A 22478-nucleotide genomic window follows, 5' to 3' on the forward strand; every position below is an offset into this window, starting at 1 on the left:
CCCGCTCCAGGCGATTACGTCAACTCTGCCCGGGGGTACGCCCGGTGGACTAGATTGAGCGGCGCCGACCGGATTCGGCACGCTTCGGCGACGCCGGTGTCCGGCACCTGGCGAAGGCGGTAGGCGGTACGGGTTCGGCTGCTTGTGGGGAACAGGCGGTCGGGCCGGGGGGCGAAGCACGCGGATCACGTAGGGCATCGGTTGTGGGGGGCCATCACCGTTGAGCAGGTCACGCACGGGCGCGCAGGCGTCCGGGCTGCCGTCGACGGCATTTCCCTCCATCACACGCGTCCCGGCCATGAGTTGGCGACACGCCGTCCGGCGTGCGCGGAAGGAAGGGAAACGCCGTGAAGGACACCGCGAAGGACGCGGGGCAGGGCGCGGGTCAGGACACGGGCGTCACCGGCAAGGGGTCCGCCCCCTTAGGTGTCGCCGTGGTCGGCGCGGGCTACTGGGGCCCCAATCTCGTCCGCAACTTCCAGTCCAGTGACCGGTTCCGACTGCGCTGGCTCTGCGACCTGAATGTGGACCGGGCCCGGCAGGTGCTCGGCGCGTACTCCACGGTCCAGGCCACCGGCGACTACGCGGCGGTCCTCGCCGACCCGGAGGTCGACGCGGTCGCCGTGGCCACTCCGGCGGGCACGCATCTCGACGTGGCGCTGGCCGCGCTGCGCGCCGGCAAGCACGTCCTCGTGGAGAAGCCCCTCGCCGCCACGTACGAGGACGGGCTGCGGCTGGTGAACGAGGCCGAGGAGCGCGGTCTCACCCTGATGTGCGACCACACGTACTGCTACACCCCCGCGGTGGGCCGCATCCGCGAGATGGTCCGCTCGGGCGAACTCGGCGAGATCCACTACGTGGACTCGGTACGGATCAACCTGGGGCTCGTCCAGAAGGACATCGACGTCCTGTGGGACCTCGCCCCCCACGACCTGTCCGTCCTGGACTTCATCCTCCCGGACCACGTGCAGCCGGTCGCCGTCGCCGCGCACGGAGCCGATCCCATAGGGGCCGGCCAGTCCTGCGTGGCCTATCTGACGCTCCAGCTGAGCACCGGCGCCATCGCCCATGTGCACGTCAACTGGCTCTCACCGACCAAGGTGCGCACCACCATGGTCGGCGGCTCCAAGCGCACCCTGGTGTGGGACGACCTCAACCCCACCCAGCGCGTCGCGGTGTTCGACCGCGGGGTGGACCTGAGCGCTCCGCAGGAGATCGGCGCGGACGAGCGCCGGGACATGCTCGTCTCCTACCGGACCGGCGACATGGTGGCGCCCGCGATCGGTGAGAAGGAGGCCCTGCGCAGCATGGTCGAGGAGTTCGCCGCGTCCATCAGGACGGGACGGCCGCCGCTGACGGACGGCCGGGCGGGACTGAAGGTGCTGGACATCCTGGAAGCCGCCTCCCGGAGCCTGGAGTTCCGTGGAGCGGTCGTCGGACTGCGCACCGGGCGTTGACCCTCCGCAGTCCGATCACTCGCAAGACCACGACCGAACATTCAGTGGGGGGCAGGACGTTGAGCAGCGTACGAGGCAAGAGGATTCTGGTCACCGGAGGGTCGGGCACGATCGGCTCGCACCTGGTGGACCTGCTGGTGGACAACGGGGCACGCGAGGTCGTCGTGCTCGACAACTTCGTGCGGGGGCGGACCGCCAACCTGGCCCGCGCCCTGCCGAGCGGGGTGGTGGAGGTCGTCGAGGGCGACATCCGCGACGTGGCCACGGTACGGAAGGCGACCGAGGGCGCCGAGCTGGTGTTCCATCTCGCCGCCATCCGGATCACCCAGTGCGCGGAGGACCCGCGGCTGGCGAACGAGGTCATGGTGGACGGCACCTTCAACGTGCTGGAGGCGGCCGCGGCCGCCGGGGTGGGCAAGGTGATCGCCTCGTCCTCGGCCTCGGTCTACGGCCTGGCCGAGCAGTTCCCGACCACCGAGCGCCACCACCCGTACAACAACGACACCTTCTACGGCGCCGCGAAGGCCTTCAACGAGGGGGTGCTGCGCAGCTTCCACTCCATGTACGGGCTGGACTACGTGGCCCTGCGCTACTTCAACGTGTACGGCCCCCGGATGGACATCCACGGCCTCTACACCGAGGTGCTGATCCGCTGGATGGAGCGGATCGCCTCGGGCGAGCCGCCGCTGATCCTCGGCGACGGCCTGCAGACCATGGACTTCGTCGACGTCCGGGACATCGCGCGCGCCAACCTGCTGGCCGCCGAGTCGGACCTGACCGACGAGGTGTTCAACGTCGCGAGCGGCACCGAGACCAGCCTGCTCCAGCTCGCGAACGGCCTGTTGGAGGCGATGGGCGCCGAGGGCCTGGTGCCCGAGCACGGGCCGGCACGCCTCGTGAACGGCGTCACCCGGCGGCTCGCGGACACCTCGCGGGCCGCGGAGCGGCTCGGCTTCACCGCCGAGATCGAGCTGCGCACCGGCCTTCGGGACCTGGTGGAATGGTGGCGGGCCGAGCGCGCCGCCGACGCGGCGGCCGCGAAGCCCACGGAGACCGGCCGATGAGCGCCCCGGACGCAGCCCCGGACGCAGCAGCCCCCGTCGCCGTCGCGGACGCCGCTCCGGCCCGGATCCCGGTGATGGTGCCGTGGCTGGGCGAGGAGGAGGCAAAGGCCGCCGCCGACGCCGTGCTCTCCGGCTGGGTGGCCCAAGGCCCGCGGGTCGCCGAGTTCGAGCGGGCCTTCGCCGAGCGGGTGGGCGCCGAGCACGGCATCGCGGTGAGCTCGTGCACCACCGCCCTGCACCTGGCCCTGATCGCGCTGGACCTCGGTCCCGGCGACGAGGTGATCGTCCCCTCGCTGTCCTTCATCGCCACGGCCAACGCGGTGCGCTACGTGGGCGCCCGGCCGGTGTTCGCGGACGTCGAGGAGGCCACCGGCAACCTCACCCCGGCCACCGTGGACGCGGTGCGCACGCCGAGGACCAAGGCGGTGCTCGCCGTCCACCAGGGCGGGGTGCCCGCGGACGTGCACGCGCTGCGCGCGGTGTGCGCCGACTGGGACGTGGCCCTGGTGGAGGACGCCGCCTGCGGCATCGGCGCGACCGTGGGCGGCAAGTCGGTGGGCCACGGCGCGCTGCTCGCCGCCTGGTCCTTCCACCCCCGCAAGGTGATCACCACCGGCGAGGGCGGCATGCTCACCACGGACGACGCGCAGTGGGCGGAGCGGCTGCGCCGGCTGCGCGAGCACGGCATGAACGTGTCCGCCGCCCAGCGCCACGCCAGCAGCAAGCCGGTCGTCGAGAGCTACCTGGAGGTCGGCTACAACTACCGGATGACCGACATCCAGGCCGCGGTCGGCCTGGTGCAGCTCGGCAAGCTGGACGAGATCGTGGCCCGGCGACGCGCGCTCGCGGCCCGGTACACCGAGCTGCTGAGCCGGATCCCGGGGCTGCGCCCGCTCCGGGACCCCGGTCACGGCCAGGGCAACTTCCAGTCGTACTGGGTGCTGCCGGCCGAGGACTTCCCCGTCGGCCGGGACGAGCTGCTCGCGGCGCTCGCCGAGGCCGGCGTCTCGGCCCGGCGCGGGATCATGGCCTCGCACCTGGAGCCCGCGTACGTCGGCCACGGCGCGGCGCCGCTGCCGGTCACCGAGCGGATCAGCCGCGACTCCCTGATCCTGCCGTTGTTCCACACGATGACGCGGGAGCAGCAGGACCGGGTGGTGGCGGTGCTGCGCGAACAGGCGGGCGGATGAGCGGCCCGCCGCCGCGGACCGAGGATCTGCTGATCGTCGGGGCGGGCGGGTTCGCCCGCGAGACCGCCCAGGCGGTACGGGACGCGGCCGCCGCGGCGGCCGCGTCCGGCCGGGCCCCGCGGTGGCGCCTGGCCGGGCACCTCGACGACGATCCGGGCCTGCACGGGCGGGAGGTCGACGGGGTGCCGGTGCTGGGCGACGGCCACCTCGTGCACGAGCTGCCGGCGGCCCGGGTCGTGGTCTGCGTGGGCAGTCCGCGCGACTACGCCGTGCGGGCCCGGCTGGTACGGCGCCTGGGGCTGCCCGGAAGCCGTTACGCGACGGTGGTCCATCCCACGGCGGTGGTCTCGGGGTCCTCGCTGCTCGGCGCGGGCTCGGTCCTGCTCGCGCACTGCGTGCTGACGGCCGCCGTCCGGCTCGGGTCCCACGTCGCGGTGATGCCGCACGTGGTGCTCACCCACGACGACCGGGTCGGGGACTTCGCCACGCTCGCCTCGGGCGTCCGCCTCGGCGGCGGGGTGCGGTTGGGGCGCGGCGCGTACGTGGGCGCGGGCGCGCTGGTGCGCGAGGGCACGTCGGTCGGCGCCTGGTCGCTGACCGGGATGGGAAGCACGGTTCTGGCCGACGTGCCGCCCGGTGAGGTGTGGGCCGGAAGCCCCGCCCGCCGGCTGCGCGCGGCGGGGGGCCCGGCGCTCGACGAGCTGCGGGCCGATGGCGAGGAGACGGCCGGCCGGTGGCCGGAGACACGGATGGGGAGCACAGTCGTATGAACCAGATACCGCTCGTCGACCTGAAGGCGGCGCACGCCGAGGTCGCCGAGGAATTACGGGCAGGCTTCGACCGTGTGCTCGCCGACACCGCTTTCATCGGCGGTGCGGAGGTCCGCGCGTTCGAGCGTGAGTACGCCGACTTCGCGGGGGTCGGGCACTGCGTGGGGGTCGCCAACGGCACCGACGCCCTCGAACTCGCCCTGCGCGTGAGCGGGGTGGGCGTCGGCGACGAGGTGGTGCTGCCCACGAACACCTTCATCGCCACCGCGGGCGCCGTCGCCCGCATCGGTGCCCGGCCGGTGCTGGTGGACTGCCTCCCCGACACCCTGCTGATGGATCCGCGGGCCGCTCTGGAGGCCGTCGGCAAGGCCACCCGCGCGGTGGTCCCCGTCCACCTCTACGGGCAGTGCGCGGACACCGAGGCGCTGGCGGCGGGCCTGCCGTCGCACGTGAGGATCGTCGAGGACGCCGCGCAGAGCCAGGGCGCGACCCGTGACGGCCGCTCCCCCGGCAGCGGGGGCATCGCCGCGACCAGTTTCTACCCGGGCAAGAACCTCGGCGCGTACGGCGACGCGGGCGCGGTGGTGACCGACGACGAGGAGAGCGCGGACCTGGTCCGGGCCCTCGCCAACCACGGCGGCATCGCCAAGTACCGGCACGACGTGGCCGGGTTCAACAGCCGCCTCGACGGTCTGCAGGCCGTGGTGCTGCGGGCGAAGCTGGCCCGGCTGGCGGAGGGGAACGCGGCCCGCCGGGCCGCCGCCGCCCGCTACGACGAGCTGCTGGGCGACCTCGCGGCCGCCGGACAGATCACTCTGCCGGTCACGGACGAGGCCAATGTCCACGTGTGGCACCTGTACGTCGTCCGGGTGGCCGGAGCGGACCGCGACGCCGTCGTCGGGAAGCTCAACGCGGAGGGCATCGGCGCGGGTGTGCACTACCCGGCGCCGGTCCACCTGACCCCGGCCTTCGCCCATCTCGGCCACGGCCGCGGTGACTTCCCGCACGCCGAACGGGCGGCGGACCGGATGCTCTCGCTCCCCCTCTTCCCGCAGATCACCGCTGCCCAGCAGCAGCGGGTCGCGGAAACCCTCCGCAACGCCCTGCGCTGACCCCACGCGCTCACGCAAACAATGAGGTCCAGATGAACAAACGGACAAGGTTGCTCCGTTACGGTCTCTTCACCGTGATCGCGGCCTTGATGGCCACGGTCCTGCCACCGGCGGCGGTGGCCGGTGCGGTCGATCCCTGCGGTCCCACCACGAACGCCGTCGTGTGCGAGAACTCCAAGCCCGGCACGCCGATGGAGGACTGGTTCGCACCCAGCGCGTACGGCGACATCAAGGGTTTCCCGGCCCAGACGAGCGTCCAGGCCGGCGAAACGGTGCAGTTCAAGATCCAGTCGCCGACGTCGTACAAGGTCTCGGTCTACCGCCTCGGCCACTACGGCGGCAGCGGGGCGCGTCTGATGTCGACCCCGGCGCAGGCGGCCCAGACCTATCCGGCGAACTTCGCGCAGGGCGGCAATCCGGCGACCTGCGCCAAGAAGGCCGCCACCGGGTTGGTCGACTGCGGGAACTGGCCCGTCACCGCGACGTGGACCGTACCGGCCGACGCCGTGTCCGGGCTCTACGTCGTCAACTTCGACCAGGCGGACGGCAACGGTGTGATGCCGTACCCGTTCGTCGTGCGCAACGATTCCAGCCACTCCGACATCGTCGTGCAGACCAGTGACCAAACCTGGCAGGCGTACAACAACTACGGCGGCCAGGACCTGTACGACGGCGGCGGCCCCGCCCCGGACGGGCGGGCGTACGAGGTCAGCTACAACCGGCCGATGGACATCGGCGGGGACAACGGGATCTACGGGTCCGAGTTCCAGATGGTCGCCTGGCTGGAGCGCAACGGCTACGACGTGAGCTACATGTCCGGGATCGACATGTCGGTCCGCGGCGGGACCCTGCTGCAGAACCACAAGGTCTTCCTGTCGTCCGGGCACGACGAGTACTGGACCCAGGAGCAGTTCACGAACGCGCTGAACGCGCGCCGGGCCGGGGTCCACCAGACGTACTTCAGCGGCAACGAGGTCTTCTGGAAGACCCGTCTGGCGCCGAGCATCGACGGCGCCAACACCGCCAACCGGACGCTGGTCTCGTACAAGGAGACCAAGTTGTCCTTCCCGCAGCCGAACGGCATCCCCGACCCGAGCGGGATCTGGACGGGCACCTTCATGGACCCGGCCAGTGCCACGGGCGGCCGCCCCTTCCAGCCGCAGAACCAGCTGACCGGCTCGATGTTCAGCGTCAACGGCTACCGCAGCGACGCGATCACCGTGCCGGGCACCTTCGCCAAGCAGCGGCTGTGGCGCAACACCACGGTCGCGAACCTCACCCCCTCGCAGACCGCGACCTTCCCCACCGGCACGCTCGGCTACGAGTGGGACAGCGACGTGGAGAACGCCGGCCGGCCCGCCGGGCAGATCACCATGTCCTCCACCACGGTGGACATCGAGGACGGCAAGCTCCTCAAGGACTACGGCAACACGTACGGGAACGGCACCGCCACGCACAGCCTGGTGGCCTTCCGCGACCAGACCTCGCACGCGCTGGTGTTCGGCGCGGGCACGGTCCAGTGGTCCTGGGGCCTGACCAACATGCCGACCGGCAATCCTGACGACACGGTGGTCACCGCGGACAAGCGGATGCAGCAGGCCACGGTGAACATCTTCGCCGACATGGGCGTGCAGCCCCGGTCCCTGCAGAGCGACCTGGTCGCCTCCACCGCCTCCACGGACGCCGTGGGTCCGGGCGTGACGGTGACCAGCCCGGCGGCGAACGCGACCGTACCGGCGCTGCGGCCCGTGACCATCACGGGCACGGCCGCCGACACCGGCGGCGGCGTGGTCGCCCGGGTGGAGGTGTCAACCGACGGCGGCACCACCTGGAAGGCGACCACGGGCCTCGGGTCCTGGAGCTACAAGTGGACCCCGACCGTCCCGGGTGCCGCGCAGATCAAGGTGCGCGCCGTGGACGACAGCGTCAACATCGGCGCCACCACCACGGTGCCGCTGACCGTGGGTCCCCAGCAGTGCCCCTGCACCGTGTGGCCCGCCGCGGCCGTGCCGGGCACCGTCAACGCCGGTGACGGCAGCGCCGTCGAGCTCGGCGTGAAGATCCGGTCCTCGGTGGCCGGTTCGATCACCGGCGTCCGCTTCTACAAGTCTCCCGCCAACACCGGCACCCACACCGGCAGCCTCTGGAGCAGCACCGGCCAGCGCCTGGCCACCGGTACCTTCACCAACGAGACGGCCTCCGGCTGGCAGCAGCTGAACTTCGCCACGCCGGTCCCGGTCAAGGCGAACACCACCTACGTCGCCTCCTACTTCGCCCCGCACGGCGGCTACTCCTTCGACAACACCTTCGCCGCGAGCGACGCGGGCCTGGCCCCGCTCACCGCGCTGAAGAGCGGTACCGACGGCGGCAACGGCGTCTACCGCTACAGCGGCACCGGCGGGTTCCCCTCCACCGCCGCGTCCGGCAGCAACTACTGGGTGGACGCGGTCCTGGACACCGCGACCGCCAGCACCACCCCGCCCACCGTCACCGCCACCTCGCCGCAGTCCGCGGCGACCGGCACCCAGATCACGGCGGCCATGACGGCCACCTTCAGCAACGCCGTCGACGCGGACACGCTGGTGTTCTCCGTGAAGGACTCCGGCGGCGCCGGTGTCCCGGGCACCAAGGTGCTGGGCGCGTCCAACAGCGCGACCTTCACCCCGTCCTCCGAACTGGCCCTGAACTCCACCTACACGGCGTCCGTCCAGGTCTCCGACCTGTGGGGCAACGCGATGGCCGCCCCGGTCACGTGGAACTTCACCACCAGCGCGAGCCCGCCGACGGTCAACTGCCCGTGCACCCTGTGGAACGGCACCGCGACACCGAGCACCGCCAACGTGGGTGACGACGCCAACTCCGTGGAACTGGGGACCCGTTTCCAGTCCGCGGTGAACGGCTACATCACCGGCGTCGCCTTCTACAAGGGTCCCGGCAACACCGGTACGCACACCGGCAGCCTGTGGTCCGCCTCCGGCGCCCTGCTCGCCACCGGAACCTTCGGCAGCGAGACCCTGACCGGCTGGCAGCAGCTGCAGTTCGCCACCCCGGTCCCCATCACGGCGGGTACCACGTACGTGGCCTCCTACCACGCGCCGAACGGCAACTACTCGGTGGACGGCGGCTATTTCGCCGGAGCGCACCGCTCCTATCCGCTGGTGGCACCGGCCGACACGGCGGGCAGCGCCAACGGGCTCTACAAGTACGGGGCGGCCGCGGCCTTCCCGACGAACACCTTCGGCTCGGTGAACTACTGGGTCGGCCCGATCTTCACCACCACGGCGCCGCCCGCCCTGCAGGAGGGGCTGTCCACGGAGGTGAGCGGGCAGTGAGCACGGTCAGCGTGGTGATCCCCTGCTACAAGTACGGCCACTTCCTGGCGGACTGCGTCAAGAGCGTGCTGGACGAGCAGGAGGGCGTCGACGTACGGGTACTGATCATCGACGACGCCTCGCCCGACGACTCCGCGGAGGTCGCCCGCGCGCTGGCGGCCGCCGACCCGCGGATCGAGGTACGGGTCCACGAGACCAACAAGGGCCACATCGCCACCTACAACGAAGGCCTGCTGGAATGGGCCGACGGGGACTACGTGGCCCTGCTGTCGGCGGACGACCGGCTGGTCCCCGGGGCCCTGGTGCGCGCCGCGGCCCTGCTCGACGCGCATCCGGAAGCCGGTTTCGCCTACGGCAGGCCGCTGCGCTTCCGGCACGGCGGACCACTGCCGGCGGCCCGTACCCGGAGCACCGGGTCGGTCGTCTACCCCGGACGGTGGTGGCTCGACCGGCGGTTCCGGGAGGGCACCGGGTGCATCACCTCACCCGAGGTGGTGGTCCGCACCAGCCTCCAGCGCAAGGTCGGGGGCTACGATCCGCAGCTGCCGCACGCCGGCGACATCGAGATGTGGATGCGGCTCGCGGCGCACGCCGACGTGGGCTACATCCGCGGGGCCGACCAGGCCTTCTACCGGGTCCACGGCGACAACATGTCCACCACGGACTTCGGCGGGCAGCTCGACGACCTGCGCCAGCGCCTCGTCGCCTTCGACTCGGTGCTCGCCAAGTGCGGTGGGCTGCTGCCGGGGTCCGACCGGCTGGCGCTGTCGGCGCGTACCCGACTCGCCCGGTACGCGCTGCGGCGCGCCTACCGGGCGTACGACCGGGGTCGCACGGCGGTGGTACCGGTCGACGAGCTCGTGGAGTTCGCCGCCGAGTGCCTGCCCGGGGACTACACGAAGCTGGCCGAGTACCGGGCGCTGCTCAGGCGTCGGCGCATCGGGGCGCGCACCATGCCGTACCTCCAGCCGCTCGTGCTCTCGGCCGTGGCCGACCGGGGGCGGGAGTGGCTGTGGTGGCGGTCATGGAAGCGTCGAGGGATTTGATGACTCGAACGCCGTGTTCAGCGGGTCGCCCCGGCGAGGGCGGCCCGCTCGGGCAACTCGGCCCGGACCACCGGACCGGCGTCGGTGGCGGCCTCGTGCCGCTGCCGGCGCCGGCTCCGGCGTGTCAGGAGACGGTCGGTCCACAGGGCCACCACCACGCCTCCGACCCCGCCCAGCAGGGCCGCCCCGGCGAGGCCCCGGCTCTTGTTGCCGGTCTGCGCCACCGAGGTGGGCGGCACCAGGAGGGTCACGCTCATCCGCGCGGAGTCCGGGACGCCCTGCTGCGTCTGCATGTCCGTCAGATGCTTGGTGTAGATCTCGATGATCTTGCGGACGGCCGTGTCGGCGGCGGCCGGTTCGGCCTGCTCCGCCTGGATCTGCAGCGAGGGGATCAGATAGCGCGGGGTGACGCTGGTCCCGCTGTTCCGCGGGATCAGCCGGTACGTGCCGCGCACCCCCGCGGCGCGCAGTTCCTCGGCTCCCTCGGGCGAGTCCAGCTGCTGCACGGCGGCGTAGGAGACGGCGGCGAGCGGTGGTTGCAAATTGGCCAGCTGGTTGGGCTGGTTGTCCGTGACCGGCGGCTTGAGCACGACGATCGCCGTACTCAGGTACGTCTGGGTGGGGTGCAGCACTTGCACGGCTCCGGCGGCCGCGAGCACCGCCGCCACGATCAGGACGTACCAGCGCCGACGCAGCGCACGGATCAACTCACCAGGCGACACAGGGATTCCTTCCGTTGTGACCGATCTTTCCAGGACACGGGTAGGTCCGCCATCAATTGCGGTTCCCTCGGGGGGTGTTCATGAGCATCGGTGAGATCCTCGCGGTGCTCCGGCGCCGCTGGTACGTGATGGTGCCGCTGACGCTGATCAGTCTGCTCGCGGGGGCGCACCTGTACCGATCGGTGCCGGTGGCCTACCAGTCGCAGAGCTCGGTGGCGCTGCTCGACTCCACGGCGGTGGCCGAACTGGCCCCCGCCTTCGGCAATCCCATCGCGAACGCCGGCGGTTCGCTGGTGGTCACCGCGGACGTGCTGATCAGGACGCTGTCGGGGACGGACGCGGCGCGGGACCTGCAGGGCATCGGTGTGACCGATCCCTACACGGTCGGGTTCGCCGCGAACACCTCGGGGCCGATGCTCACGCTGACCGTCACGGGGACCGACCGGGCGAACGTGCTGGAGGAGACGAACAAGCTGACCGCTTTCGCCGGGGAGACGCTCAACGCGCTCCAGGCGGCGGCCAAGGTCAAGCCCGCGTACATGGTGCAGACGGCTCCCGTGGTGCTGCCGCAGACCCCGGTGCCGCAGATGAAGAGCCGCTACCAGCAGGTGCTGGGCGTCGTCATCCTGGGCACCACCGCCGCCTTCGTCCTCTCGTTCCTGACGGACAGCCTGCTGACGGCGATCCGGCGCAGGCGCGCGGCCGAGGCCGCCCCGGCCCGGGGGCGCGGGCGCCGCAAGCCGTGGGGGCGGCAGCTGGACGCGACCGCCCTGCTGAGCGGCTATCTGGCGCTGGCCTTCTTCATCCCCTCGAACCTGACCCTGCCGGGGATGGGCGGGGTGGGCACCCCGGCCAACGTGTTCGCGCTCCTGTGCCTGTTCTGGTACCTGGCGGCCTGGATCACCGGCCGGATCCGGCCGGCTCCCGGTACCCGGCTGCCGCGGGTGGTGATGTGCCTGCTGGCCTTCTCCGTACTGGGCTCCTACCTCGCGAACGCGATGCGCGGCAGCTCGCACAAGGAGGTCCTGGCGGCGGACCGCGGGCTGATCGGGCTGCTCGTCTGGGTGTCGCTGGTGGTGCTGGTCTCCGCGGGGATCCAGGACCGCGAGCGCCTGGACGTGCTGTTGCGCCGGGCCGTGGTGATGGGGTCGGTGGTGGCCGCCATCGGCTTCTACGACTTCTTCACCGCGACGAACGTCGCCGACAGCATCAGCATCCCGGGCCTGCAGTCGAGCGTCGCCCAGATCACCACCCTGGACCGAGGTTCCTTCACCCGGCCGCGGGCGACGACGGCGCAGCCCCTGGAGTTCGGCGGGATGCTCGCGATCCTGCTGCCCTTCGCCGTGCAGCAGGCCTTCGACCCGGTACGGCGGCACCTGCGCGCCTGGCGCCGCTGGGCCCCGGTGGTGCTGATGGGGGGCGCGCTGCCGCTGACGGTGTCGCGGACCTCCATCATCGGGGCGCTCATCGTGGTCCTGGTGATGGTGCTGCGCTGGAAGCCGGAGCGGCGGTGGGCCGCGATCGGGCTGCTGATGGGCGCGGTCGCCTGCTTCAAGGTGATCATCCCGGGGTTGATCGGCACCATCACGGCGCTCTTCGCCTCGTTCGTGTCGAACTCCGACAGCAGCACCCAGGCCCGTACCGTCAAGTACAGCGCGATCGTCCCCTACCTCACCGAACGGCCCTTGTTCGGGCGGGGTTTCGGGACCTTCCTGCCCGAACTGTTCTTCTTCACCGACAACCAGTACATGCTCACCCTGGCGGAGATGGGCCTCGTGGGGCTGCTCGCGCTCCTGGTCCTCCTGTTCACCGGGATCCACCAGGGCGGTGCCATCCGGCGGCTGGCCCGCACCGAGTCCGACCGGGAGCTGGGGCAGGCCTTCTTCGCCTCCGCCCTGGTCTCCCTCGTCATCGCCGCCACCTTCGACGCCCTCAGCTTCCCGATGTTCGCCGGGGTGTTCTTCCTGACGATCGCCGCCGGAGGCAGCTACCTCGGGTTCATCCGGCGTACGGCGCCGGAGCCCGCAACCGTGGAGTCCCCATGCAGTTCGACCAGCCGACCGCCGACCGCCGACCGGAGCCGGGTGCCGGCCCGGTAGCCGTCCTCGTCGTCACCTGGAACAGCGCCACCGTGCTCCCCGAGTTCCTGGCCTCGCTGCCCGAGGGCATGGCCGGGCTCGACTGGCGCCTGGTCGTCGCCGACAACGACTCGGCCGACGGCACCGTGGAGCTGATCCGATCCCTGGCCCCGGACGCGACGGTCGTCCAGACCGGCCGCAACGCCGGTTACGCGGCCGGGGTGAACGCCGCCCTGGCGGCCGCCGCCGCGTGGGAGGGCGGCTTCCGCGCGGCCCTGGTCTGCAATCCGGACGTCCGGATGAGTCAGGGCTGCGCCAAGCTGCTCGTGGAGGCGCTGGGCACCGGCGCGCCCGGTGGCGCCCGGGTCGGGATCAGCGTCCCGCTGCTGTACGAGGAGGACGGCCGGACGCTGCTGCTCTCGCTGCGCCGGGAGTCGCGGGTGACCCGGGCGCTCGGCGAGGCGGTGCTGGGCAATCGCCGTGCGGGGCGGTTCCCGCGCTGGAGCGAGATGGTCACCGACCCGGCCGCCTACGAGCGGGCGACGGTCGCGGACTGGGCGACGGGCGCGCTGATGGCGCTGTCCGGGGAGTGTCTGGAGGCCTGCGGGGCCTGGGACGAGTCCTTCTTCCTGTACTCGGAGGAGACCGAGTACTGCCTGCGGGCCCGCGACCTCGGCTTCGTCACCCGGCTGGAGCCCGCGGCCACGGCCACCCACCTGGGCGGGGACTCGCAGGTGTCGCCCCGGCTGTGGACCCTGTTGACGCTCAACCGGGTCCGGCTCTACGGGCGCCGGCACGGGGCCGCGGCGACCGCCGCGTTCCGGGCGGCCGTTCTGCTGCGGGAGACCTCCCGCGCGCTGCTCGGCCGGCCGGCCAGCCTGGCGGCCGCGAAGGCCCTGGCCGACCCGTCGGCGCTACGGGCCACGCCCGGGCCGTGACGCTCTCCAGAGGGTGATGCCGGTGAGCTCGTCGGCCGCGGCTCACCGTCGACGGCCGCCTGGAACCGGCCCGGCTCCACCGGATCGCCCGGCGGCACGGCATCACGTACGAGGAGCCTGCCTAGGGGGCGTCTCGTCCCAACTGGTCCAGAAGCTGTCCGGGTTGACCAGGTAGCGGACGGTCGCCCGGGGCAGGTGGCGTACCTCGTGGCGGCGGCCGTAGCGGCGCACCAGTTCCCAGTCCTCGCGGGGCAGTACCTCCGGGGTGCGGCGCAGCCGGCTGAAGTACAGGGACCGGTTGCGCCGCGCCACGAAGGCGTTGGTGTCCAGGAAGGCCTCGTGGGCGGCGCGGCGGCGGTCGAAGGGCACCGAGAGGACGTCCCGGTCGGTGCCGTCGGGCAGCACCCTGCGCAGTGCGGTGTAGACGGCGTCGGGCCCGTCGGGTGCCTCCAGCGTGGCCAGGGCCTGCTCCAGGTGGTCGGGCTCCCAGAGGTTGTCGTCGTCGAGGAAAGCCACGTAGCGCGACCTGGTCAGCCGGATCCCGACGTTGCGCACGACGCCGGCGGTTGCCGTGTTGCGGGCCAGCGAGACGGCGAACAGCCTCGGGTCGGCGGGAAGTTCGGGCAGTCCGGCGCCGTCGTCGACGACGATGACCACCTGGTCGGTGACCGTCTGGGCGAGGGCGGAGCGGACGGCGGCCCGCAGGGCCTCGGGGCGTCGGTGGGTGGGGATGACGGTGGCGACCAAGGCGGCCGGCGGTGCGCCCAGGTCGGCGGCCAGGCGATGGGTCTCGGCGTCCTCGAAGCGGCGAAGCCGTAGGGCGGAGGGGGCCAGCAGGACCTTGTTCCGGGCTTCGAAGAGCACCAGCCAGCCGAAGGTCCGCTTGAGCAGTTCCCAGGGGGCCCGCGCGATCCGGCGCATCATGTCCTGTCGGTCCTCTCGGTGGTCAGGAGGCGGGTGGGGGTTCGACCGGGCGGCCGTCGGACATGCGGTTGCCCTTCCACACGTTCCCGGCGCCGGCCGCGTTCCAGGCGGTGGCGGCGCCGTAGGCGCCGGCGGCCGGGTGGTACTGGGTGGAGAAGACGTTGTTCGTGACCTGGATGCCGGTGGCGCCCGGGCCGCCGCCGTAGAGGGCGTACGCTCCCCCGGCCAGCCAGTTGCCGTCGACGACCACGGAGGAGACCACTCCGGTGTCGGCGAACAGGCCCACGGCCGCGGTGGCGCCCTTGTCCACCGTGGTGGAGTTGAGCAGGGTGTTGCCGCGGATGGTCAGCCGGCCCTTGTTGCCGCCGCCACTGATGACGGCGTCGGTGTGCTGCCATTCGCCGCCCTGGTTGCGGAACGCCACGATGTCGTGGACGTAGTTGTCGTGCAGGTCCCCCTGCCCCATGGACAGGGCGTTGCCGAACACCGAGATGTCGCACCAGCCGACCTCGATGGAGCTGCCGCCCATGTTGGAGACCGCGTAGTTGACCCCGCCGTTGTCGGGGCCCTTGCCGGGGACGGCGGTGATCGTGGTGTGCAGGACCTTCAGTCCGCTGAAGCCGGGGCGCAGGTTGATCCCCCACCAGTTGGTCGAGGTGATCCTGCTGTCGATGACGGTGACGTCGTCGGCGTAGATGTCGAGGGAGCCGCGGATGTCCCAGCCCTTGATGACCGTGCCGTCCTGCTTGACGGACATGTTCCCGGTGTCGTGTCGCTCCAGCTCGATCCGCGGGCCGGTGGTGCTCGCGTCGGGGAATCCGCAGGTGCCGGGCGAGGTGCAGGCGGGGGTGGTGGGCGGCGGTTCGCTCCCGGACGGCGAGGCGGTCGGGGAGGGCGGGCCGGAGGTGGTCGGTGAGGCCGACGCCGAGGGCGGGGCCGGGGCCGTGGTGGAGGGGGTGGCGGGCCCGGTGGCGCCGGGGGCGGCCGCGTGCTCGCTCACCGCGGTGCGGTCGGCCTGGTAGAGGGTGAGGACGACGGCGAGCACCACTCCGGCGAGCAGCCACGCCGTCAGGCGCCTTCGATGCTGTGTCACAGCTGTCTAGCCTTTGAGTAATGCGCGGCCGGGCAGGACGCACAGGACGTAGCAGAGGGTTCCGGCGGCTCCGGTCGCCAGGAGCGCGAACACGCCGCCGCCCAGGTACCGCTCCAGGAGGAGGAGTACGGCGGCCATCACCGTGCCGCCGAGCAGCGGCCAGGCGCAGGCCCGGGCGACGGTGCCCAGGCGGATGCCGCCGCGGTGCAGGGCGAGGAGGAAGACCGGGACCACGACGGCCCCGGCGACCAGGACGTGCCCCTGGGCGACTCCGACGATCCCGCCGGTGCGGGCGCCGATCACGAGGACCGGGATCAGGACGATCAGCCACAGGCCCTGGACGCCGATGAGCGAGCGGCGGCGGCCGATGGCCACCAGGCAGTCGTAGGCGAGTTCGCAGCCGATGCGGACCAGGCCGAGCGCCATCAGCCAGGGCAGGGCCCGGGCGGCGGGCAGCCAGCGTTCGCCGTAGATCAGTTCCACGACGGGGGCGGCGAGGGCGGCGAGCAGGACGCAGATCGGGACGGTGCCGGCCATCACGACGCCGAGGGCGCGGGCGAATCCGGCGGCCAGCGCCTGCGGGGAGTCGGCCAGTCGGGAGAAGCCCGCGAAGGAGACGCGGCGGGCGGCTTCGGAGATGATGCGGACGGGCCAGCCGGAGATGTTGAAGGCGAGCACGTAGAAGCCGAGGGCCAGCGGGTCCAGGGCCGAGCCCACCACCATGGTGTCCACGTTGACCACGCCGAGGGCGAGCATGCTGGCACCGGCGAGCGGCAGCCCGAACCGGAGCAGGGCGCGGGCCTGTTCCCGGTCCCAGCCGAATTTCAGCGTGCCGGGTGCGGCGAGGCAGCAGCCGATGAGCGCGGCCACGTTGCCGACCACGGATCCCCAGGCGAAGCTCATGGCGCCCCAGCCGTCGACGGCGAGGAGCAGGGTGACCGCGGTGCTGAGGACGAAGTTGAGGCCGTCGACGGCCATCCGTCGGCCCTGCGCGAACTCCCGGGTGAGGAAGCCGGCGGGGACCTGGGAGAGTCCGTCGAGGACCACGCACAGGCACATCACCCGCAGGACGCCGGAGGCCTCGGGCGAGCCGAGCACCCCCGCCACCGCGGGGGCGACCGCGAACAGTACGGCGTACAGCAGGCAGCTGGAGGCGGCGCTGAGGGTGAGGACGGTCGGGGCGAAGCGGCGGGGGTCGCCCTCCCAGCGCACGATCGCGAGCGAGACGCCGAGTTCGTTCGCGGAGAGGAGGACCAGCAGGACCGTCTGGGCGATCCCGTACACGCCCCAGGCCTCGGGTCCGAGGAAGAAGCGGGCCAGGACGATGCCGGTCGCGAAGTTCCCGAGGCGCATGACCACGGTGTTGATCAGGCTCCATTTGGCCGCGGAGCCGACCTTGCGGCCCAGCGACGGCGCCGGAGCCGGGGTGGTGTCGCTCGCGGTGTCCGCCGCGGGGCCGGTCACGGTGATCCGGCCGTACGGGAGCCGACGGCGCCGGAGCCGGCCGGATGGGCGACGGTCATGCGCAGGGTGGCCGTCGGGTCACCGGCGTCGGCATCGGAGCGCTCGCCGCTCTCGCCGCCCTCGGAAGGGGCAGGCCGGTGCTTGCCCGGCGAGGCCCCCCGGCGCTTTCGGGCCTCCACGAAGAAGGTGGCCACCAGGCTGAGGACGAAGCCCAGTGCGCCCGCCATGATCAGGAACTGGAGCCTGGCCTTGGTCTGTGCCTCCGGCTTCTGGGGAGGCACGATCGTGGCCATCCGGATCATGGCGTCGGGGGTCACCGACTGCTGGGTCTGGAACTCCAGCAGCCGCTTCTCGGCGTACTTGGTGAGGATCTCGTCCGACTTCAGCACGGCGGCCCGGTCGGTCCCGACGACGCTCAGCCACATGTAGGGGCCGAGCGCGTTGTCGGCGATCTTCGCCTCGTGCAATCCGGTGACGCCCAGGGACTTGAGGTCGGCCTTGGCGTCGTCGGAGTTGAGGTTGCGGGCCAGGCCGTCGGCCATCCCGGTGAGCGAGGCCTGGGTGCTCAGGAAGGGGTTGCCGTCGAAGGCCACCGTGGCCTTCTTCGAGTTCAGCAGGGTCACCGTGCTCTGCGACCGGTACTCCACCGGGACCAGCAGGTACACGGCGGCGGTGAGCGCCGCCGTGATCAGCAGTCCGGGCAGCAGCACGTACCAGCGTCTGCGCATGACCCGCCAGATCTCCGCGAGATCCATGGTCTTCCCCTTCGAATTGCGTTTACAGCACGTGCTGTCGTTCGGTGGCCGCCCCGTGCGACACGAGGTCGGTGGGGCGCGGCCTGGTGTGCGCGGGCGGTCCGTCGAGCAGGACCGCGGCGATGCGCTCGCTCGCCCGGCCGTCCCAGAGTTCGGGGCAGCGCGGCGCGGGCGGATCGTCCAGGACCCGGTTCACGGTGGCGGTGATGCGCTCCGGGTCCGTGCCCGCCAGCACGTTCGTACCCTCCTCGACGGTGATGGGGCGCTCGGTGTTCTCCCGCAGGGTCACGCAGGGCACCCCCAGCGCGGTGGTCTCCTCCTGGATGCCCCCGGAGTCGGTGAGGACCACGCGGGCGGAGTCCTGCAGGGCGATGAAGTCGAGGTATCCGGCGGCCGGGACCAGCCGGATACCGCCGGGCACGCCCAGCTCGGACAGCCGCTCGGCGGCCCGCGGGTGCACGGGCAGCAGCAGCGGGGTGCGGTCGGCGATCTCGCCCAGCGCCTTGAGCAGGCCGCGCAGCGCCCCCGGGTCGTCCACGTTGGCCGGACGGTGCAGGGTGACCAGGCCGTAGCCGCCCCGGGTCAGCCCGTACCGGTCCAGGACGTCCGACTGTCTGGCCCGGTCCAGGTTGGCGAGCAGGGTGTCGATCATGACGTTGCCGACGACGTGGATCTGGTCCTCCCGGTAGCCCTCCGCCCTCAGGTTCACGGCGGCGTCGGGCGAGGGGGCCAGCAGGTAGTCGCTGAGCCGGTCGGTGGCGACCCGGTTGACCTCCTCGGGCATGCTCCAGTCCCGACTGCGCAGTCCGGCCTCCACGTGGGCCAGCAGGGGGCCGGCCTTCGCGGTGACCAGGGCGCAGGCCAGGGTGGAGTTGATGTCGCCGACCACCACGACGGCGTCCGGGGCGAGTTCCTCGATGAGCGGCTCGAAGGCGGCCATCACCCGACCGGTCTGCTGGGCGTGGCTGCCGGATCCGGCGCCCAGGTAGCGGTCGGGCGGCCGGATGCCGAGGTCGCGGAAGAACACGTCGTTCATCGACTCGTCGTAGTGCTGCCCGGTGTGGACGAGGATCACCTCGGCGCCGCGGCGCTCCAGTGCGTCCATCACCGGTTTGATCTTCATGTAGTTGGGCCGGGCCCCGGCCACGCAGACGATCCTGGTCACGGGGTCAGAGCACCTCCACGGTGGGCCCGGAGACCCGGTTGCGGCAGTCGAGGACGTAGGAGGCGTGCTCGGTGACCATCTGGTAGTCGAAGGAGTCGTGGTCGGTGAGCAGGACCACGACGTCGGCGGCCGCCAGCTCCTTGCGGGTCGGTTCGACCCGCACCAGGCGGGCGTCGACCTTGATGCTCTCGACCACGTGGGGGTCGGCCGCGCGGACCTTGGCCCCCATGTCGAGGAGCAGCTGGGCGATGCGGACGGCGGGCGACTCCCGGGCGTCGCCGGTGTTCTTCTTGTACGCGAGTCCCAGCAGCAGGATCTTGGAGCCGTTGACCGAGCGGCGCTTGGCGTTGAGCGCGTCGATCACGCGGCGCGTCACGTACTCGGGCATGTGGTTGTTGATGTCGTTGGCGAGTTCGACGAAGCGGAAGTTCTGCCCGAGTTCGCGCTGCACGCGCCAGTTGAGGTACGAGGGGTCGATCGGCAGGCAGTGGCCGCCGACGCCGGGGCCGGGGGTGAACTTCATGAAGCCGAAGGGCTTGCTGGACGCCGCCTCGATGGCCTGCCAGACGTCGATGTCCAGGTGGCGGGCGAACATCGCGATCTCGTTGACGAGGGCGATGTTCACGTGGCGGAAGGTGTTCTCCAGCAGTTTGGCCAGCTCGGCCTCCTTGGGGGAGCGCACGGGCACGGTGGTGTCGACGAGGTCCCCGTAGAAGGACTCGACGGCCTTCAGTGAGCGGGCGTCGACGCCGGACACCACCTTGGGGGTCTGTTGGAAGCCCCAGACGGTGTTGCCCGGGTCGATGCGTTCGGGGCTGTAGCCCAGGTGGAAGTCCTCGCCCGCGGTGAGGCCGGAGCCGTCCTCCAGGATGGGCGCGAACAGTTCCTCGGTGGTGCCCGGGTAGGTGGTGGACTCCAGGATGACGGTGGCACCCGGGCGCAGGAAGCGGGCCAGGGTGTGCGCCGACTCCTCGATGTAGCGCAGGTCCGGGGCTCCGTCCTGTAAGGGTGTCGGGACGGTGACGACGGCGACGTCGAAGCCGCCGCAGTCCCGGGCCAGTTCGCTGGGGCGGTAGGTGCCGCGAGCGAGCGCGCGGGCCAGCCGTTCGGAGGAGACGTCCTCCACGTACGACTCACCGGCGGCGAGGCTCTTGACCCGCCGGGTGTCCACGTCGTACCCGATCACCTGATGTCCGACCTCGGCGGCTCGGATGGCCAGCGGAAGTCCGACGTATCCCTGTCCCACGACGACGACGCGCATCAGTAACTCCTGTTCGCGGAAGGGGCGGACGGTGTGCGGTGGATGAGCTCCCGGACCGTCATGAGGAGGAAGGCAGCGTTGGTGGTGAGGTAGCGCTTGCCGAGACGGCGCGGCTCCTGGAGGGTGCGGTAGAACCATTCGAGTCCCATCCGCTGCCAGACCAGGGGGGCCCGCTTGGTGATGCCGGCGAGGATGTCGAAGGAGCCGCCGACGCCGTGGACCACATGGGCACCGGTGCGCTTGCCGTAGCCGGCGGTGAAGATCTCCTTCTTGGGCGAGGTCATGCCGAGGAACAGCAGCCGCGCCGCGCTGTCGGCGATGGCGTCGGCGATGCCCTCCTGGTCACCGTCACCGAAGTAGCCGTTGCGGCTGCCGGCCACCCGCAGCTTCGGGAAGCGCTCGGAGATCTGCCCGAGCATCATCTCCAGGACGTCCTCCTGGGCCCCGAGCAGGTAGACGGGGATGTCCGCCACCTCCGCGGCGGCCAGCAGCCGCATGAACAGGTCGATTCCGGCGACCCGTTCGGGCAGTTTCACACCCAGCACCCGGCCGGCCCAGACCACGGCCTGGCCGTCGGCCAGGACGAGGTCGCAGCCGGCGACCGCCTCGGCGAGGAGGGGGTCGCGCCGCATGTTGACCAGCTTGGCCGCGTTGACCATGCCGATCTCGATCTGTTCGCCGCGCCGCACCGCGTCCAGGCAGCGCTGCACGGTCTCGTCCATGGTCAGCGGGTCGAGCGGGACCCCGAAGAGGGACTGTCGTCGTGTCATCTCTGGGGTCCCCCGAGCCAGGCGAAGAGCATCCAGCCGAACTCGTACGGCCGGCACTCGCGGTCCACGGCGCCGGGTCGGAAGATCCGGTCGAGCGGGGCGAGCCGGGCGTGCGGTGCCACGCGGGTGGTGAGCCCCCGGGCGGCCCGGACGGCCTTCTTCGGGTCGCCGCGGTAGACCTTGCGCCAGGTGACGCCGAAGTCCTCGCGGATCATCGACTCCCGCGGGTTCCCGGTGGGGTCCGCGAGTTCGGGCACGTCCTTCATCCAGCGCAGGCCGCGGCGGATCGCCGCGCCGAAGTCGGTGCCACCCGCCTCGGCCAGGTCGAACAGGGCGGTCGGGGCCATTGCGTGCTGGTGCACGCTGTAGACCGGGTAGCCCTCCACCACGCCGCCCTCGCGGGCGTCGTAGTGCCACCACCACTGTCCGCCGTCGCCCTGCAGTTCGCAGATACGGGCGGCGCAGGCGTCGGCGGCCGCGAGGGCCTGCGGGTCGTCGCCGCTCGCGTGCAGCCGGGCCAGTGCCTGCAGCGGATAGGTCTGATCGGCGAAACAGGCCACGTGGGACCGGTAGCCGGGGACCAGCCCGGGCTCGGTGGCGTGCGGGAAGAGCGGGCTGTCGCCGACCCGTGCCGCGAGCAATCGTACGCGGGCCGCCGCGAGGCGCTCCTCCACGTCCACCACGGCGCGCGCGGCCGTGAGCGCGGAGAGCACCCAGGCGGCCTCGACCGTGTACTGCGGCCGCCCGGGTACGTCGAGCGCGGCCACCCGGTCCAGGGCGTCGGCCAGTTTGGGATGGCCGGTCTCCGCGGCGGCCCAGGCGATGAGCGCCGCGTCGCCGAGGTTCACCACCCCGGGGAGCCGTTCCACGAGCAGCCCCGTGAACTCCTGCGCGGTGTGCCCGCCGAAGAGCGCGCGCTGCCGGTCCTCGGGCAGGAAGCGGGCTCCGAGCGCGGTGATCGCCGCGTACCGGGTGCTCGTTCCCCGCTGCTCCAGGACGGGGGTTCCCTCGGGTGAGACGACCCCTGCCCGGGTGAACACGAAGGTCTCCTCGTCCGGCAGGTACATCGCCGGTAGCCCTGCCTCGGCCAGCGCGAGCAGCCGCTCGGCGAGGGCGTGCAGCGACTGGTCCTCGTGGGCCAGTGCTCCTAATCGTGTGGTGTTCATCGGGTCCCCACCCCGAATCCCCTGGTGCTCCCCGCACCCCGTATGTCCGAGCTGTACGGCTCCAACACACCTACCCCCTCTGATCGTTCTCCTCGGACGGACCTGGCGGTCGTCGCTCCGTGGAGGGGGACTGCGCATGACGGCGTCCGTGCCCGCGGCGATGTCACGCCG

Annotated in this window: 18 protein-coding genes; 9 read left to right on the forward strand and 9 right to left on the reverse strand. The window is 71.8% G+C overall.

The features are described from left to right. Positions 1-347: 347 nt before the first annotated feature. The 7 genes from AB8A24_RS16200 to AB8A24_RS16230 are packed head-to-tail and all read left to right on the forward strand — an operon-like array spanning position 348 to position 9971. The gene (locus tag AB8A24_RS16200; protein WP_328961042.1) at positions 348-1457 is read left to right on the forward strand and encodes a Gfo/Idh/MocA family oxidoreductase; all 1110 of its coding nucleotides are present in this window, start codon (positions 348-350) and stop codon (positions 1455-1457) included. A 59-nt stretch (positions 1458-1516) separates the two neighbouring features. Then, positions 1517-2521: an NAD-dependent epimerase/dehydratase family protein gene (locus AB8A24_RS16205; RefSeq protein WP_369476266.1), complete on the forward strand. Its 1005-nt coding sequence runs from the start codon at positions 1517-1519 to the stop codon at positions 2519-2521. Beyond that, positions 2518-3711 (forward strand): DegT/DnrJ/EryC1/StrS family aminotransferase, encoded by a 1194-nt coding sequence (locus AB8A24_RS16210; RefSeq protein ID WP_328961044.1) that lies wholly within the window; start codon positions 2518-2520, stop codon positions 3709-3711. The genes AB8A24_RS16205 and AB8A24_RS16210 overlap by 4 nt, the downstream gene beginning before the upstream one ends. Then, positions 3708-4481, forward strand: coding sequence for a NeuD/PglB/VioB family sugar acetyltransferase (locus AB8A24_RS16215; protein ID WP_328961045.1), 774 nt, complete (start codon positions 3708-3710; stop codon positions 4479-4481). Before AB8A24_RS16210 ends, AB8A24_RS16215 begins: the two co-directional genes overlap by 4 nt. Beyond that, entirely contained in the window at positions 4478-5593 is a 1116-nt protein-coding gene (locus tag AB8A24_RS16220) for a DegT/DnrJ/EryC1/StrS family aminotransferase (protein WP_328961046.1), read from the forward strand. The genes AB8A24_RS16215 and AB8A24_RS16220 overlap by 4 nt, the downstream gene beginning before the upstream one ends. A 32-nt stretch (positions 5594-5625) precedes the next feature. Continuing rightward, positions 5626-8925, forward strand: coding sequence for a DUF4082 domain-containing protein (locus tag AB8A24_RS16225; protein ID WP_328961047.1), 3300 nt, complete (start codon positions 5626-5628; stop codon positions 8923-8925). Continuing rightward, entirely contained in the window at positions 8922-9971 is a 1050-nt protein-coding gene (locus AB8A24_RS16230; protein ID WP_328961048.1) for a glycosyltransferase, read from the forward strand. Before AB8A24_RS16225 ends, AB8A24_RS16230 begins: the two co-directional genes overlap by 4 nt. Positions 9972-9988: 17 nt before the next feature. Here AB8A24_RS16230 and AB8A24_RS16235 read toward each other — a convergent pair whose 3' ends face one another. Further along, on the reverse strand, positions 9989-10693 hold the full coding sequence (locus AB8A24_RS16235) for a Wzz/FepE/Etk N-terminal domain-containing protein (protein WP_328961049.1): 705 nt from the start codon (positions 10691-10693) through the stop codon (positions 9989-9991). Positions 10694-10773: 80 nt separating this feature from the next. Between AB8A24_RS16235 and AB8A24_RS16240 the strand changes: the two genes are divergently transcribed. Further along, on the forward strand, positions 10774-12792 hold the full coding sequence (locus AB8A24_RS16240) for an O-antigen ligase family protein (protein WP_328961050.1): 2019 nt from the start codon (positions 10774-10776) through the stop codon (positions 12790-12792). Beyond that, positions 12735-13709, forward strand: coding sequence for a glycosyltransferase family 2 protein (locus tag AB8A24_RS16245; protein WP_328961051.1), 975 nt, complete (start codon positions 12735-12737; stop codon positions 13707-13709). Before AB8A24_RS16240 ends, AB8A24_RS16245 begins: the two co-directional genes overlap by 58 nt. A 102-nt stretch (positions 13710-13811) precedes the next feature. Here AB8A24_RS16245 and AB8A24_RS16250 read toward each other — a convergent pair whose 3' ends face one another. Genes AB8A24_RS16250 through AB8A24_RS16285 form a run of 8 tightly spaced genes read right to left on the reverse strand, consistent with a single transcriptional unit; the run spans position 13812 to position 22307 of the window. Beyond that, the gene (locus AB8A24_RS16250; RefSeq protein WP_328961052.1) at positions 13812-14633 is read right to left on the reverse strand and encodes a glycosyltransferase family A protein; all 822 of its coding nucleotides are present in this window, start codon (positions 14631-14633) and stop codon (positions 13812-13814) included. A 22-nt stretch (positions 14634-14655) separates the two neighbouring features. Beyond that, positions 14656-15726: a hypothetical protein gene (locus tag AB8A24_RS16255; protein WP_328961053.1), complete on the reverse strand. Its 1071-nt coding sequence runs from the start codon at positions 15724-15726 to the stop codon at positions 14656-14658. Between the two features lie 6 nt (positions 15727-15732). Then, positions 15733-17190, reverse strand: a complete 1458-nt coding sequence (locus AB8A24_RS16260) for a lipopolysaccharide biosynthesis protein (RefSeq protein WP_328961054.1) — start codon at positions 17188-17190, stop codon at positions 15733-15735. Next, positions 17187-17945 carry a chain length determinant protein gene (locus tag AB8A24_RS16265; RefSeq protein WP_328961055.1) on the reverse strand — a complete coding sequence of 253 codons (759 nt, stop codon included), beginning with the start codon at positions 17943-17945 and terminating at the stop codon, positions 17187-17189. Before AB8A24_RS16265 ends, AB8A24_RS16260 begins: the two co-directional genes overlap by 4 nt. A 22-nt stretch (positions 17946-17967) precedes the next feature. After that, positions 17968-19110, reverse strand: coding sequence for a non-hydrolyzing UDP-N-acetylglucosamine 2-epimerase (wecB, locus tag AB8A24_RS16270; RefSeq protein ID WP_328961056.1), 1143 nt, complete (start codon positions 19108-19110; stop codon positions 17968-17970). A 4-nt stretch (positions 19111-19114) separates the two neighbouring features. After that, positions 19115-20371 carry a nucleotide sugar dehydrogenase gene (locus AB8A24_RS16275; RefSeq protein ID WP_030715022.1) on the reverse strand — a complete coding sequence of 419 codons (1257 nt, stop codon included), beginning with the start codon at positions 20369-20371 and terminating at the stop codon, positions 19115-19117. Further along, entirely contained in the window at positions 20371-21141 is a 771-nt protein-coding gene (locus AB8A24_RS16280) for a WecB/TagA/CpsF family glycosyltransferase (protein ID WP_369476273.1), read from the reverse strand. Before AB8A24_RS16280 ends, AB8A24_RS16275 begins: the two co-directional genes overlap by 1 nt. Next, positions 21138-22307: a hypothetical protein gene (locus tag AB8A24_RS16285; RefSeq protein ID WP_369476275.1), complete on the reverse strand. Its 1170-nt coding sequence runs from the start codon at positions 22305-22307 to the stop codon at positions 21138-21140. The genes AB8A24_RS16280 and AB8A24_RS16285 overlap by 4 nt, the downstream gene beginning before the upstream one ends. Positions 22308-22478: the final 171 nt, after the last annotated feature.

The sequence above is a fragment of the Streptomyces sp. BF23-19 genome, from assembly GCF_041106355.1.
Taxonomy (GTDB): domain Bacteria; phylum Actinomycetota; class Actinomycetes; order Streptomycetales; family Streptomycetaceae; genus Streptomyces; species Streptomyces virginiae_A.

Excerpts from the sequence above, each read along its gene's own strand:
- AB8A24_RS16285 (WP_369476275.1), bottom strand. The coding sequence starts at position 22,307 with ATGAACACCACACGATTAGGAGCACTGGCCCACGAGGACCAGTCGCTG.
- AB8A24_RS16250 (WP_328961052.1), bottom strand. The coding sequence starts at position 14,633 with ATGATGCGCCGGATCGCGCGGGCCCCCTGGGAACTGCTCAAGCGGACC.
- AB8A24_RS16215 (WP_328961045.1), top strand. The coding sequence starts at position 3,708 with ATGAGCGGCCCGCCGCCGCGGACCGAGGATCTGCTGATCGTCGGGGCG.
- AB8A24_RS16240 (WP_328961050.1), top strand. The coding sequence starts at position 10,774 with ATGAGCATCGGTGAGATCCTCGCGGTGCTCCGGCGCCGCTGGTACGTG.
- AB8A24_RS16245 (WP_328961051.1), top strand. The coding sequence starts at position 12,735 with ATGCAGTTCGACCAGCCGACCGCCGACCGCCGACCGGAGCCGGGTGCC.
- AB8A24_RS16210 (WP_328961044.1), top strand. The coding sequence starts at position 2,518 with ATGAGCGCCCCGGACGCAGCCCCGGACGCAGCAGCCCCCGTCGCCGTC.
- AB8A24_RS16225 (WP_328961047.1), top strand. The coding sequence starts at position 5,626 with ATGAACAAACGGACAAGGTTGCTCCGTTACGGTCTCTTCACCGTGATC.
- AB8A24_RS16275 (WP_030715022.1), bottom strand. The coding sequence starts at position 20,371 with ATGCGCGTCGTCGTCGTGGGACAGGGATACGTCGGACTTCCGCTGGCC.
- AB8A24_RS16220 (WP_328961046.1), top strand. The coding sequence starts at position 4,478 with ATGAACCAGATACCGCTCGTCGACCTGAAGGCGGCGCACGCCGAGGTC.
- AB8A24_RS16280 (WP_369476273.1), bottom strand. The coding sequence starts at position 21,141 with ATGACACGACGACAGTCCCTCTTCGGGGTCCCGCTCGACCCGCTGACC.
- AB8A24_RS16265 (WP_328961055.1), bottom strand. The coding sequence starts at position 17,945 with ATGGATCTCGCGGAGATCTGGCGGGTCATGCGCAGACGCTGGTACGTG.